Source organism: Pseudomonas syringae group sp. 243L2 (genome assembly GCF_032587875.1).
Taxonomy (GTDB): Bacteria; Pseudomonadota; Gammaproteobacteria; order Pseudomonadales; family Pseudomonadaceae; genus Aquipseudomonas; species Aquipseudomonas amygdali.
Genome location: NZ_JAWHPL010000021.1, coordinates 376,566 through 389,717 on the forward strand (window position 1 = coordinate 376,566; position 13,152 = coordinate 389,717).

Here is a 13,152-nt window from a genome sequence, read left to right on the forward strand (position 1 = left end):
CATTATTTGTACATTCTGTTGGAGACACATTGATGAGCTTGCACGAACTCAACACACTACCGGGCGTTACGGCCGACCCTGAAGCGGCTACCCGGCAGTTTGTGTTCAACCACACCATGCTGCGCGTCAAGGACATCACAAAATCGCTGGATTTCTACACCCGCGTGCTCGGCTTCAGCCTGGTTGAAAAGCGTGATTTCCCGGAAGCCGAATTCAGCCTCTACTTCCTCGCACTGGTGGATAAGGCGCAGATCCCGGAAGACGACAAAGCCCGCAACGAGTGGATGAAATCGATCCCCGGCATTCTCGAGCTGACCCACAATCACGGCACCGAGAGCGATGCGACAGCTTCGTACCACAACGGCAACAGCGACCCGCGTGGCTTTGGTCACATTTGCGTCTCGGTACCAGACGTGAAGGTTGCCTGCGAGCGATTCGAGACTTTGGGCGTCGACTTTCAAAAGCGTCTGTCCGATGGCCGCATGAACAGCCTGGCCTTCATCAAGGACCCGGATGGCTACTGGGTAGAGATTATCCAGCCAACCCCGCTCTGAGGCCTTGGTTGCCCTGAGTGATTGCTCCCGCTCGGGAACGATCACCCAGATAACAAAAAGCCCCGTGATCGCTCACGGGGCTTTTTGTTTAGCGCTGCCCGATCAGGCCGGTGCGGAGGTACGGATCAGGTGGTCAAAGGCACTCAGGGAGGCTTTGGCACCCTCGCCCAGGGCGATGATGATCTGCTTGTACGGAGTTACCGTCACGTCACCGGCAGCGAAGATGCCCGGCACCGAGGTTTCACCACGTGCATCGACCACGATCTCACCACGCGGCGACAGCTCGATGGAGCCCTTGAGCCATTCGCTGTTAGGCAGCAGGCCGATCTGCACGAAGATACCTTCCAGCGGCACGGTGATTTCTTCGCCGGTGGTGCGGTTCTTGTAACGCAGGCCGTTGACCTTCTGCTCATCGCCGGTCACCTCAGTGGTTTGCGCACTGGTGATCACGGTAACGTTGGGCAGGCTGTGCAGTTTGCGCTGCAAGACGGCATCGGCACGCAGTTGCACATCGAACTCCAGCAGCGTCACGTGTGACACGATACCCGCCAGATCGATTGCCGCCTCGACACCCGAGTTACCGCCACCAATCACGGCGACGCGCTTGCCCTTGAACAATGGACCGTCGCAGTGCGGGCAATAAGCCACGCCCTTGTTACGGTACTGCTGTTCGCCCGGTACGTTCATCTCCCTCCAGCGTGCGCCGGTGGCAAGAATGACGGTCTTGGCCTTGAGGCTGGCACCGCTGGCGAATTTAACTTCGTGCAGCTCACCGGCCGCGCCCGGAATCAGCTTGTCGGCGCGTTGCAGGTTCATGATGTCGACTTCGTACTGTTTGACGTGCTCTTCCAGCGCAACGGCCAGTTTTGGGCCCTCGGTGTGCTGTACCGAAATGAAGTTTTCGATCGCCATGGTGTCGAGCACCTGACCGCCGAAACGTTCGGCTGCAACGCCGGTACGAATGCCTTTGCGGGCTGCGTAGACCGCAGCCGCCGAACCAGCAGGGCCGCCGCCGACTACCAGCACATCAAAAGCCTGTTTGGCGTTGAGTTTTTCTGCCTGACGCGCACCGGCACCGGTGTCGATCTTGGCGAGAATTTCTTCCAGGCCCATGCGGCCCTGACCGAACAGCTCACCATTTAGATAGATGCTGGGCACCGACATGATCTTGCGATCTGTGACTTCGTCCTGGAACAGTGCACCGTCGATAGCGACATGCTTGATGCCAGGGTTCAGTACTGCCATCAGGTTCAATGCCTGGACAACGTCCGGGCAGTTCTGGCAGGACTGCGAGAAATAGGTTTCGAAATGGAATTCGCCTTGAAGAGCGCGAACCTGTTCGATGGTTTCCGCACTGACCTTGGGTGGGTAGCCGCCAACTTGCAGCAGCGCCAGGACCAGCGAGGTGAATTCATGGCCCATGGGGATACCGGCGAAACGCAGGCTGATATCGTGGCCAGGGCTGCTCAGCGAGAACGACGGAGTACGCGCATCGTTGCCACTGTCATTCAGGGTGACATCTTTGGAGACACTGATCACATCATTGAGCAGTGCAAGCATTTCCTGAGACTTCGCGCCGTCATCAAGGGACGCGACGATCTCGATGGGGCGAGTAACCCGCTCCAGATAGGATTTCAACTGGGCTTTAAGATTGGCGTCCAACATGTGGCGGCTTCCTGTTTACAAAGGGTAGAAATAACAACGCCCAGGCGATTACCGCCCGGGCGTTTTTTGGGGCGATGCGGTTTACTTGCTCAAGAGCTCAACGCCCCCAGCCGATTCATGCGACTCAGATCTTGCCAACCAGGTCCAGGGACGGAGCCAGAGTAGCTTCGCCTTCTTTCCACTTGGCTGGGCAGACTTCGCCCGGGTGAGCAGCAACGTACTGAGCAGCCTTGATCTTGCGCAGCAGCTCGGAAGCGTCACGGCCAACACCACCGTCGTTCAGCTCGACGATTTTGATCTGACCTTCAGGGTTGATCACGAACGTACCGCGATCCGCCAGACCGGCTTCTTCGATCAGCACGTCGAAGTTGCGCGAGATAGTCAGGGTCGGGTCACCGATCATGGTGTACTGGATCTTGCCGATTGCAGGCGAAGTGTTGTGCCATGCAGCGTGGGCAAAGTGGGTGTCGGTCGAAACGCTGTAGATCTCGACGCCCAGCTTCTTGAACTCTTCGTAGTTGTCAGCCAGGTCTTCCAGCTCGGTCGGGCAAACGAAGGTGAAGTCGGCCGGGTAGAAGAATACGACAGACCACTTGCCTTTGAAGTCGGCGTCCGAAACGTCAACGAAAGCGCCGTTCTTGAACGCGGTAGCCTTGAACGGTTTTACTTGGCTGTTGATGATAGGCATCGGTATATCTCCTGATGGGTTGGATGGGTTGTTAATTCGATGGAGTGAAGCTTACGCATGATCAGTGACAATCGCTCATTGGCAAACCTGATGTCACTGATTGCTTTTCACTATGAAGGCAGCTTATCGATAGAAGAAACCTTCGACCCGCTCCCTGTCTCCAGGTTGCCCGGGAACGGCGCGGCGTCAATGTAGCGCATCGCCGACTTGATGTCCCTCCAGCCTACATAAGACATCAGTGACTTGAGGTCCCAGCCATTGCTGTGCGCCCAACTGGCGAAGCCGCGGCGTAGCGAGTGACTGGTGTAGTGCTCGGCGGCAATGCCTGCACGCTGGAGAGCCTGACGCAGCAACGGGATAACGCTGTTGGCGTGCAGCCCCTCCTCGCCAAGATTACCCCATCGATCCACCGCCCGAAACACCGGACCGCGCACCAGCGCCGCGCAATTGATCCACTCTATATAAGCCTGCACCGGGCACAGCCGCTGCAAGGCGGGCGTCTGATACGTTCTGCCCAGGTTATCGCGATCGCCCTTGCTGCGCGGCAGATAAAGGCTGATGCCCGAGTGGGCGATGGCCTTGACGTCCTGCACTTGCAGGCGACACAGCTCGTCGCTGCGAAAGCCGCGCCAGAACCCCAGCAGAATCAGCGCCGAGTCACGACGACAACGCAATAGCCGCGGCTGATCGTGTCGCGCCTCTGCATCACGTATCTCGATCTCCAGCCAGGCAATGACTTTCTCCAGGTCCTGCAACTGCAAAGGCTCGGCCTGCTTCTCTTGTGCCGGATGCAATGCACGAATGCCCTTGATGACCTTACGCACCATGGGCGCCTTGGTGGGATCGGCAAAACCCTGACTGGCATGCCATTGCGCCAGTGCTGACAGGCGCAGTTTCAACGTGTTGACCGATAGCTTTCCGGCATGGCTGGCCAGGTAACGCGCCACGCTTTCGCTGGTCGCCGGCAGAAACCCGCCCCATGTCACTTCGAAATGCTCGATGGCCGCCCGATAACTGCGGCGTGTGTTGTCACGGGTTGCGGCATCGATATAGCGATCAACGTCATTCATGGCTCGAACCTGCGCGGTGTACCGGAAAGAGCGCCGAAAAATGAACTGACAACGCCTGATACGGGATAATACGCCAATATCCCGTGTTAATTAATTCAAAAAGTGGCTAATTATTTCAAAACATATAGTATGTAATTACAGAGTACATACCACAGTATGAAATCGTAGGAGACAGCATGGCCCGTGGCGGTGTAAACAAGGCGTTAGTGCAGAAAGCGAGAGCGTCCCTGCTGTCACGAGGCGAAAACCCCAGCATCGACGCGGTACGTATCGAAATGGGCAATACTGGCTCGAAAACCACTATCCACCGCTATCTGAAGGAGCTTGAATCCACGCAAGCCCCAGCGCCGGATATCAATGAGGAATTGAGCGATCTGGTCGCGCATCTCGCCCAAAGGCTTCAGGAACAGGCGCAAGAGCGTATTGATCAGGCGCGCGATGAATATCAGGCCGAGCGCGACACCCTGCAGCGGCAACTTGCGGGCACTCAAGAGCAGATCAGCCAGCTGGAAAAATACGCGCAGCAGCGTGAACAGGCGCTGGAACAGCAGGCCGCCGCCCTGCTCCACACGCAAGGCACACTGCAGGATGTGCAGACAGAACACGCCCGGTTGCTTCAGGCCAATCAGGACATGGAGGCACGCCTGCGCGACAAGGACGGGCAGATCCATTCGCTTGAAGAAAAACACCAGCACGCCCGCGAGGCACTGGAGCACTATCGCAACTCGATCAGGGAGCAACGCGAGCAGGAGCAGCGACGCCACGAAACCCAGGTTCAGCAGCTGCAAATGGAACTGCGACAGGCACAGCAAGACCTTGCCGTGCACCAGGAAAACATCACACAGCTCAATCGAGATAACGAAAGGTTGCTGGCTGAAAATCGCAACACCCTGCGCGAACTGCACAGCCAGACCGACCAGCTGAAGCAAGCCAACACGCAGAATGCCGCCTTCGCCGAACAACAGCACCACACCCGCACCCAATGCGTGCTGCTGGAAGAAAGGTTACGCAGCGCGCAGGACGAAAACACCGCACTTAAACAAGGCATGACCGATGCGCAGCAACAGAGCCGCATGCTGGAACTGCTGCTGACCAAGAAGGAAGCGGCACTGGAGAACCTGCAGACAAGGCTCGATCAGCCGGACAAACCCAAAGCCACCAGAAAGAAACCATCAGACAAAGCCTGATCAGCAAGCTTCAGGCCAGCGCTATCTCGCCGCATGGCAGATGCAAATCAACCCGGGTGCCCTGACCTTCGACGCTGTCTATGTGCACGTGTCCGCCGGCTTGCCGGGTAAAGCCGTAGACCATCGACAAACCCAGGCCGGTTCCCTGACCTACCGGTTTGGTGGTGAAAAACGGATCGAACACCTGATCGATAACATCCCGAGCAATGCCACAGCCGTTATCTTCAACACTAAGCTGTACGTAGTCGCCAGGCAGCAGACCGTCTTTTTGCGTCTCCAGCGTTAACGCGCGGCTGCGCACGCACAACCTCCCTCCGACAGGTACGGCATCGCGCGCGTTGATGACCAGATTCAACAAGGCATTTTCCAACTGATGCTCATCGGTGCGCACCGCGCTCAGCCCCTCCTCCAGCTCGATCTCCAGGTGCGCATGAGCGCCGACCGTCCCCCGCAACAACTCTTCCATGGAGCGGACCATGCAATTGACATCTACCACGGTGACGTTAAGCGACTGCCGACGGGCAAATGTCAGCAGCCTGCGGGTCAGTGCAGCAGCACGGTTTGCAGAACTCGCTGCGGCATCCAGGTAGCGATCGACCTCACTGACACGCCCGGCAGCCACACGCAGCCTGATCATGTCCAGTGCGCCAATCACGCCGGAAAGTACATTGTTGAAGTCATGGGCGATACCACCAGTCAACTGACCGATAGCATCCATCTTCTGCGCATGGCGCAAGACTTCTTCAGCCATCGCCCGCTCGGCAATTTCAGCCTGCAACAGCTCATTTGCAGCTTCCAGCTCACGCGTGCGCTCGGCGACGCGCAACTCCAGACTTTCGTTGAGTTCGCGCAACGCCTCTTCTGCATTGACCTGAGCGGTGATGTCGGTGTGAGTACCCAGCCAGTGGGTAATGTGCCCCCTTGCGTCGCGCAGCGGCAGCGCACGCGAAAGGAACCAGTTGAAAGCGCCGCCCTTGCCACGTATCGGAAATGTATCTTCCCAGATCGAGCCAGTGGAAAAGCAGTATTGCAGACGCGCCATCACGCGCTCGCGATGTTCGGGGTGCAGAACCGAGCGCCACCCCAGGGCAGTCATGGCCTCGAGCGAAGCGCCGGTGTACGCATGCCAACGCTCGTTATACCAATGGATTTGCCCGCGGGGGCTGGCAGTCCAGGCCAGTTGACTCATGTTGTCAGCCAATGCCCTGAACTGACGCTCGCTTTCACGCAAGGCATCAATGTGCTGCGCGACTTCGCGGTCCTGCTCGACAGAATGCAATGGCATTCTGGCCGGTGATTGCTCTCTATTCACGTCGGGATCCATCCTCTCAAAACTCTTACCCCGGAGTTCTTCCTGAACTCCGGGCGTTGCGTGAGTTAACGTTTGACAGGCGTCCGCATGGTAACGAACTCTTCTGCCGCGGTCGGGTGTACCCCGATAGTATCGTCGAATACCTGCTTGGTCGCGCCAGCCTTGATGGCAATGGCCAGGCTCTGGACGATTTCGCCAGCATCCGGCCCGACCATATGGCAGCCCAGCACACGATCGGTTTTGGCATCGACGACCAGCTTCATCAATGTGCGCTCCTGATCATCGGTCAGGGTCAGCTTCATCGGCCTGAAACGACTCTCGAAAATCTGCACATCGTGACCGGCCTTGATTGCATCCTCTTCGGTCAGACCGACCGTACCGATGTTCGGCAGACTGAAAACCGCCGTCGGGATGTGATTGTAGTCTACCGGGCGATACTGCTCAGGCTTGAACAGTCGGCGCGCGACCGCCATGCCTTCAGCCAGAGCGACCGGCGTCAGTTGCACACCCCCGATGACATCGCCGATGGCCAGGATAGAAGGCTCGCTGCTCTGGTAATTGTCATCGACCTTGATATAGCCGTGCTCGTCCAGCTTGACGTCGACACTGTCCAGACCGAGGTTGTCGAGCATTGGGCGGCGCCCTGTTGCGTAGAACACGCAATCGGTCTCGAGCGTGCCGCCACCTTTCATGGACAGCAGCAGACTGCCGTCGGCCTGCTTGTCGATACGCTCGATATCGCTGTTGAAGCGAATCGTCATGTGGCGCTTGAGCAACTCTTCGTGAAGATGGGTGCGAACACCGCCATCAAATCCACGCAAGAACAACTCGCGGCGATAGACCAGCGTGGTGTCGGCGCCAAGCCCGTTGAAAATCGAGGCGAACTCCACCGCGATGTAGCCGCCACCCACAACGACGACCCGCTTGGGTAGCGTTTTGAGATAGAACGCCTCGTTGGAGGTGATCGCGTGCTCGCGCCCTGGTACGTCAGGCACCTGGGGCCAGCCGCCGGTGGCAATCAGAATGCGCTCGGCGCTGTAGGACTGGCCGTTGATCTCGACCCGCTGCGGGCCGACCAGCCTGGCGTGGCCTTCGAGCAGGGTAACGCCGCTGTCGACCAGCAGTTTGCGGTAGATGCCATTGAGGCGATTGATTTCGCGATCCTTGTTGGCGATCAGTGTGGACCAGTCAAAACTGGCCTCACCCAGCGACCAGCCGAACCCTTTGGCATGATCGAAATCTTCGGAAAAATGCGCTCCGTAGACCAACAGCTTTTTGGGCACGCAACCCACGTTGACGCAGGTTCCACCCAGATAGCGGCTCTCGGCCACGGCAACCTTGGCACCGAAACCGGCAGCAAAACGTGCCGCCCTGACGCCGCCGGAGCCGGCGCCAATTACAAACAGATCAAAATCAAAGGCCATCGATATCTCCTTGGCAGAGGCACAGCATAACCGCTTGGCGGCCAGTCAGAAATGACAAAGCCACCCGAAGGTGGCCTTGTCCCGAGCGTCATCAATCGAAAATCAATGCGCTTTACCGGTTTTGTAAAAGTGTTCGAAGCAGAAGTTGGTAGCCTGGATGTAGCCTTCAGCGCCACCGCAGTCAAAGCGCTCGCCCTTGAACTTGTAGGCCAGTACGTTGCCTTCTGCAGCCTGCTTCATCAGGGCGTCGGTGATCTGGATCTCCCCACCCTTGCCTGGCTCAGTCTGTTCGATCTTCTCGAAAATGTCCGGAGTCAGGATGTAGCGGCCGATGATCGCCAGGTTGGAAGGCGCATCTTCAGGCTTCGGTTTTTCAACCATGTTGGTCACGCGAAACAGGCCCGGCTTGATTTCTTCACCGGCGATCACGCCATACTTGTTGGTTTCCTGCGGATCGACTTCCTGAATGGCAATGATCGAGCAGCCATAATGCTTGTGCAGTTTGACCATCTGCGCCAGCACGCCATCACCATCAGGATTTACGCACAAGTCATCCGCCAGAACCACGGCGAATGCTTCATTACCAATCAGCGGACGACCGCTGAGAATGGCATGACCCAGACCTTTCATTTCAGTCTGGCGAGTGTAGGAAAAGCTGCACTCGTCGATCAGTTTGCGAATACCAACCAGGTACTTTTCCTTGTCCGTGCCCTTGATCTGATGCTCAAGCTCGTAGCTGATATCAAAGTGATCTTCAAGAGCACGCTTGCCACGACCGGTCACGATGGAAATTTCGGTCAGGCCTGCCGCGAGGGCTTCCTCAACACCGTATTGGATCAGTGGCTTGTTGACCACCGGCAGCATTTCCTTGGGCATGGCCTTGGTCGCTGGCAGGAAGCGAGTGCCGTAACCGGCTGCTGGGAACAAGCATTTCTTGATCATAAAAGTCCTTGGTAAGGGCTGTTGGTGTTAACGGCGCAGTCTAATCAGGAGGCGGTCACCTTACAATGCCCCGCCTTTGGCCGTACGATGCCATGATAGAGGAATCCTCAGGCAGATAGTTCCGCACTTCCTGGATATTGCCTACAGCCAATTGCAGACTGGACCACGCTCAAGTCACCGCCAAAGCCCGGCGTAACAGCCTTGTGCACGCTCTTTCGACGACCGAAGCATTTATGCTCTGCTCCCAGAGAGCTGCAACAGTGGCCAGCAAACGACGAGCTATTTATCGAGCTATCTATGATGAAAAACATGGCGGAACGATGGCACTTGTTACCAGTCCAACGTTCGCATTTGTCAATTCTCTGACCTTATCTTGAAGCGAAAAACATGATCAGAATCCTTTCCCTACTGTCCATTATTGTTGCGCTGGGCCTGACCGGCTGCGCAACCGCCTCCAACACTTACCTGAAAAACGGCAGACAGGGCTTGAGCATCGACTGCTCCGGCGAGGCGATGTCCTGGGCCAGCTGCTACGAAAAAGCGGACGCCTCCTGCGCGGGTACAGGTTATGAAATTGTCGGTACGGACGGCACTCCGCAGCCTGCGGAAAGCGAGAAAACACTGGGTGTGGACGTAGGCAACTACAAGAGCCGCAGCGTGCTTGTAGTGTGCAAATAATCAAGCCTGCCGCCCTGTCCGAAGCGGACAGGGCCGGTTGAACCCGCCAGAGCGATCAGCCTGAAATGCACGCTTCGGCAGCGTTCTGAACATCCCTGAAGCGGATCGGCACGTTGGAAAGTCGTTCATAGACCTTGATCGTACTGCCACCCGAGCGGCTCTCGACATCGACGACCGCCGCAGGCGATTTGCTGAGCTTTTGCGCCACAATTACCCGCAGGCCATCATGACGAGGCTCGACAAGCGGCGGCTTGCGACTGCTGGCGATCTTGCCGACGAAGCAATCGGCATACTCCTTGGGGTTCTTGCCCGACATCACGTTCATGGTGGGGGGTGTATGTTCGATGTCATTTACTGTGGCACAGCCAGTCATTGCCAGAGCCAGGACTACTACAGCCAGTTTCATACAAAGCCTCCAAATAAAGGTGCTACGACAAGCTCGCGCGCAATTAAATCCCTACTGAGGCAATATTTGCCAGAAACACGGCAAATTAGTGTCCAGCGACGTCAAATTGCGGGCATCACATGCTATCGTTTTGATTTTTCAGAAAAACCCTCATTCGGAGCCCGTCATGAAATTCGTACACCAGCGTGAGCATCTCAACGAGGACGACCTGGTCGTTATCGAGTGCTCGCAAACCTGCAATATTCGTCTGATGAACGATGCGAATTTTCGCAGCTTCAAAAATGGCGGTCGACACACTTATCATGGCGGTGCATTTGACACGTTTCCGGCCAAGATCGCCGCGCCGAGCACCGGTTTCTGGAACATCACCATCGATACCGCAGGCCGCAAGATAGATACCAATGCAGGCCGCAAACCGCCTTTCACTCACAAGATCAAGATCGTCCGGCGCTCTACCTCACGCCTGGGATGATGCAAGGAGTCACCGTGAACAATCCAGTCCCGCGCACCACTAAATTTGCTGTCAGCTACAAGCTCAACGGCGAACGCCGCTTCGAGTTCGCCCAACTGCAATCGGCCTCAACCGAAGAGGCCGAAGCCGCCTTGAAAAAAATGCACGGCCAGAGCGACGATCAAATCACTGACGTGAAGGTCAGCAAGGCGCTCTGATACGCGCAGGAGCTCGATCCGACCATGCAACGCAAAGGTGAAACTCCCGCCAATCTGGATCTGTTTGCCGACCAGACGACCCAGCCTGCAAGCAATGAGCTGATCGGGCCTGGGTCATGGCTGCTCAGAGGCTTTGCGCTGCCTGTCATGCCACAACTGCTGGACTCTCTTGAGGCGACACTGGCCCTTTCTCCATTCAGGCACATGCAGACCCCCAGCGGCTTGAGCATGTCTGCAGCGCTGAGCAGTTGCGGACAACTGGGCTGGATAACCGACCGTCATGGTTATCGATACACCGCAACCGACCCACAAACAGGCCTGGTATGGCCTGCGATGCCGGACGCCTTCATGCAACTGGCAAAGGATGCTGCGCACGCGGCGGGCTATGCCGACTTTATGCCTGACGCCTGCCTGATCAATCGATACATCCCTGGGGCGAAGATGTCTCTGCATCAGGACAAAAACGAGTACGACCATCGCTGGCCAGTGGTATCAGTGTCATTGGGTATACCGGCCACCTTCCAGTTCGGCGGCCTGCTGCGCAGCGACAAGACCCAACGCATATCGCTGTTTCATGGAGACGTGGTGGTCTGGGGCGGCGAGGACAGATTGCGCTTTCACGGCATTCTGCCCGTCAAACAGGCCGAGCACCCTCTGCTCGGCGAACAGCGGATCAATCTGACGTTTCGCAAGGCTGGCCGCGACGACTGATCATGCGCCTTCAAGCTCGCTCGATGTGCGAGCCAGTGCGGGACACACCGCTCGATGCAGATTCAATGCGGTGTTGATAATGCCGATGTGACTGAACGCCTGAGGGAAATTACCCAGCATGCGGCCGTCCTTCGGATCATATTGTTCCGCCAGCAGGCCGACGTCGTTGCACAGATCACACAGCCTCTCAAACAGCCGTGCAGCATCATCAGCCCGCCCCAGCAGCACGTAAGCGTCAGCCAGCCAGAACGAACACACCAGAAACGTCCCTTCGCGGCCGGCGACACCATCATCACTGCGCTCGTTGTCGTAACGCAGCAGCAGGCCATCCTGCATCAGCGTGCGCTCGATCTGCGCGACAGTACCGATAACTCGCGGGTCTTCAGGCGCAAGAAAACCGGTTAACACAATTTGCAGCAGACTGGCGTCGACCTCTTTGGAGCCATACGTCTGCACGAAACTACCAAGATCAGCATCGAAACCGTTGCGACAGACATCAGCATGGATTTCGTCCGCCACACGCCGGTAGTGTCTAGCCAACGCATGATCCTCATCGTTTTCGGCAGCCTTGGCGATCTGAGTGGCGTTTCGGTCGAAGGCCACCCAGGCCATGACTTTTGAATGGGTAAAGTGACGTGGTTCTGAACGAATCTCCCAGATGCCCGCATCCGGCAGGTGCCAGATCTTTTCCAGATAGGGCATGACCACCTTGGAGATCGCCACGCTGCGCGGGTGCTGCGGCATGCCGCCTCTCAGCGCCTGGATCAGGGCATCGGCAACCTCGCCATAAACGTCCAGTTGCACCTGAGTCGCTGCGCCGTTGCCGACACGCACCGGCAGCGAGTTCTCGTAGCCACTCAGCCACGGCAGCTCGTACTCCTGCAAACGTCGCTCACCGCCTACGCCGTACATGATCTGTATCTGTTCCGGGTTGCCGGCAACCGAGCGCAGCAGCCAGTCTCGCCAGGCGGTCGCCTCCTCGAAATAGCCCAGATTCATGAACGCCAGCAATGTCATGGTGGCGTCGCGCAGCCAGCAATAGCGATAGTCCCAATTGCGCTCGCCACCCAACTGTTCGGGCAGTGAGGTGGTCACGGCGGCAACGATGCCGCCAGTGGGCGCGTAGGTCATGGCTTTCAGCGTAATCAGCGAGCGCTTTACCTGAGCCGTCCACGGCCCGACGTCAGGGCAGCGATCAGAAAACTCGCGCCAGTAGGCAGCGGTGCTTTCCAGAGCTTGGTCGGCATCGATCTGCTCGAGCAAGGGTGCAAAGGATGCCTGATAGGCCAGCGTGAAGACCTTGCGCTCGCCTTCATCGACGTAAAAACGGCTGGCGGTGTGATGATCCTGCGGGTGCAAGGCCACAGGGCTGCGCAGCACCAGCATTTCCGGCCCGGCCACGGCAGTCAGGGTATGTTCATCCTTGCGCTCGACCCAAGGCACACTGCTGCCGTAATCGAAGCGAATGGCGAGGTCCACGCCGAACTCGACACGCCCGGACAGCCCGACCACGATGCGCACCACATGACCAGTCGTCTTCATGGGCATGAAATCGATCAGCATGGCGCGACCGTCACGGGTTTCGAAAACAGTTTCAAGAATCAGGGTGCCGTCGCGGTAACGGCGCTCGACAGCGATGACCTCTGCAGTCGGCGCAATCTTCCAGCGGCCCTGATCGTCGTTACCCAGCAACGCGGCGAAACAGGCAGTCGAGTCGAAACGGGGGAAACACAACCAGTCCAGCGAACCATCACGGGCGACTAGCGCCGCTGTCTGACAGTTGCCCAGCAATGCATAGTCTTCGATCAGTGCAGCCATTCAGAAATGCCCGTCGTGATGATGATTC

General features: G+C 57.5%; 14 protein-coding genes. 6 read left to right on the forward strand and 8 right to left on the reverse strand.

The window, feature by feature from the left end:
* Positions 1-32: 32 nt before the first annotated feature.
* Entirely contained in the window at positions 33-554 is a 522-nt protein-coding gene (gene gloA / locus RYB66_RS14715) for a lactoylglutathione lyase (RefSeq protein WP_002553300.1), read from the forward strand.
* 102 nt (positions 555-656) lie between these two features.
* Here the strand turns inward: gloA and ahpF are convergent, their stop codons facing one another.
* The 3 genes from ahpF to RYB66_RS14730 form a co-directional block, all read right to left on the reverse strand.
* A complete protein-coding gene (gene ahpF / locus RYB66_RS14720) occupies positions 657-2,219 on the reverse strand; it encodes an alkyl hydroperoxide reductase subunit F (RefSeq protein ID WP_004658541.1) in 1,563 nt (520 codons plus the stop codon).
* Positions 2,220-2,343: 124 nt separating this feature from the next.
* Positions 2,344-2,907 carry an alkyl hydroperoxide reductase subunit C gene (ahpC, locus tag RYB66_RS14725; protein ID WP_002553298.1) on the reverse strand — a complete coding sequence of 188 codons (564 nt, stop codon included), beginning with the start codon at positions 2,905-2,907 and terminating at the stop codon, positions 2,344-2,346.
* A gap of 110 nt (positions 2,908-3,017) precedes the next feature.
* Positions 3,018-3,977, reverse strand: a complete 960-nt coding sequence (locus RYB66_RS14730; RefSeq protein WP_316894717.1) for a site-specific integrase — start codon at positions 3,975-3,977, stop codon at positions 3,018-3,020.
* Positions 3,978-4,153: 176 nt separating this feature from the next.
* Here RYB66_RS14730 and RYB66_RS14735 point away from each other — a divergent pair, with 176 nt between their 5' ends.
* Positions 4,154-5,164, forward strand: coding sequence for a DNA-binding protein (locus RYB66_RS14735; protein WP_316894719.1), 1,011 nt, complete (start codon positions 4,154-4,156; stop codon positions 5,162-5,164).
* Between the two features lie 10 nt (positions 5,165-5,174).
* Here the strand turns inward: RYB66_RS14735 and RYB66_RS14740 are convergent, their stop codons facing one another.
* From RYB66_RS14740 to galU, 3 genes are all read right to left on the reverse strand, one after another.
* Complete coding sequence (locus tag RYB66_RS14740) at positions 5,175-6,449, reverse strand: PAS domain-containing sensor histidine kinase (protein ID WP_316894994.1); 1,275 nt, start codon at positions 6,447-6,449, stop codon at positions 5,175-5,177.
* Between the two features lie 92 nt (positions 6,450-6,541).
* A complete protein-coding gene (gene gorA, locus RYB66_RS14745) occupies positions 6,542-7,900 on the reverse strand; it encodes a glutathione-disulfide reductase (protein WP_016980814.1) in 1,359 nt (452 codons plus the stop codon).
* A 102-nt stretch (positions 7,901-8,002) separates the two neighbouring features.
* Positions 8,003-8,842 carry a UTP--glucose-1-phosphate uridylyltransferase GalU gene (gene galU / locus RYB66_RS14750; RefSeq protein ID WP_002553293.1) on the reverse strand — a complete coding sequence of 280 codons (840 nt, stop codon included), beginning with the start codon at positions 8,840-8,842 and terminating at the stop codon, positions 8,003-8,005.
* A gap of 396 nt (positions 8,843-9,238) precedes the next feature.
* Here galU and RYB66_RS14755 point away from each other — a divergent pair, with 396 nt between their 5' ends.
* The gene (locus RYB66_RS14755; RefSeq protein ID WP_029240846.1) at positions 9,239-9,520 is read left to right on the forward strand and encodes a hypothetical protein; all 282 of its coding nucleotides are present in this window, start codon (positions 9,239-9,241) and stop codon (positions 9,518-9,520) included.
* 55 nt (positions 9,521-9,575) lie between these two features.
* Here the strand turns inward: RYB66_RS14755 and RYB66_RS14760 are convergent, their stop codons facing one another.
* A complete protein-coding gene (locus RYB66_RS14760; protein WP_005745143.1) occupies positions 9,576-9,926 on the reverse strand; it encodes a hypothetical protein in 351 nt (116 codons plus the stop codon).
* A 166-nt stretch (positions 9,927-10,092) separates the two neighbouring features.
* Between RYB66_RS14760 and RYB66_RS14765 the strand changes: the two genes are divergently transcribed.
* From RYB66_RS14765 to alkB, 3 genes are read left to right on the forward strand one after another with little or no spacing between them, the layout of a single operon-like run.
* Positions 10,093-10,398, forward strand: coding sequence for a DUF1883 domain-containing protein (locus RYB66_RS14765; protein ID WP_002553290.1), 306 nt, complete (start codon positions 10,093-10,095; stop codon positions 10,396-10,398).
* 14 nt (positions 10,399-10,412) lie between these two features.
* A complete protein-coding gene (locus RYB66_RS14770; protein ID WP_002553289.1) occupies positions 10,413-10,595 on the forward strand; it encodes a hypothetical protein in 183 nt (60 codons plus the stop codon).
* Between the two features lie 24 nt (positions 10,596-10,619).
* The gene (alkB, locus tag RYB66_RS14775) at positions 10,620-11,306 is read left to right on the forward strand and encodes a DNA oxidative demethylase AlkB (RefSeq protein WP_002553288.1); all 687 of its coding nucleotides are present in this window, start codon (positions 10,620-10,622) and stop codon (positions 11,304-11,306) included.
* Here the strand turns inward: alkB and RYB66_RS14780 are convergent, their stop codons facing one another.
* Positions 11,307-13,124 carry a glycoside hydrolase family 15 protein gene (locus tag RYB66_RS14780; protein WP_316894723.1) on the reverse strand — a complete coding sequence of 606 codons (1,818 nt, stop codon included), beginning with the start codon at positions 13,122-13,124 and terminating at the stop codon, positions 11,307-11,309.
* Positions 13,125-13,152: the final 28 nt, after the last annotated feature.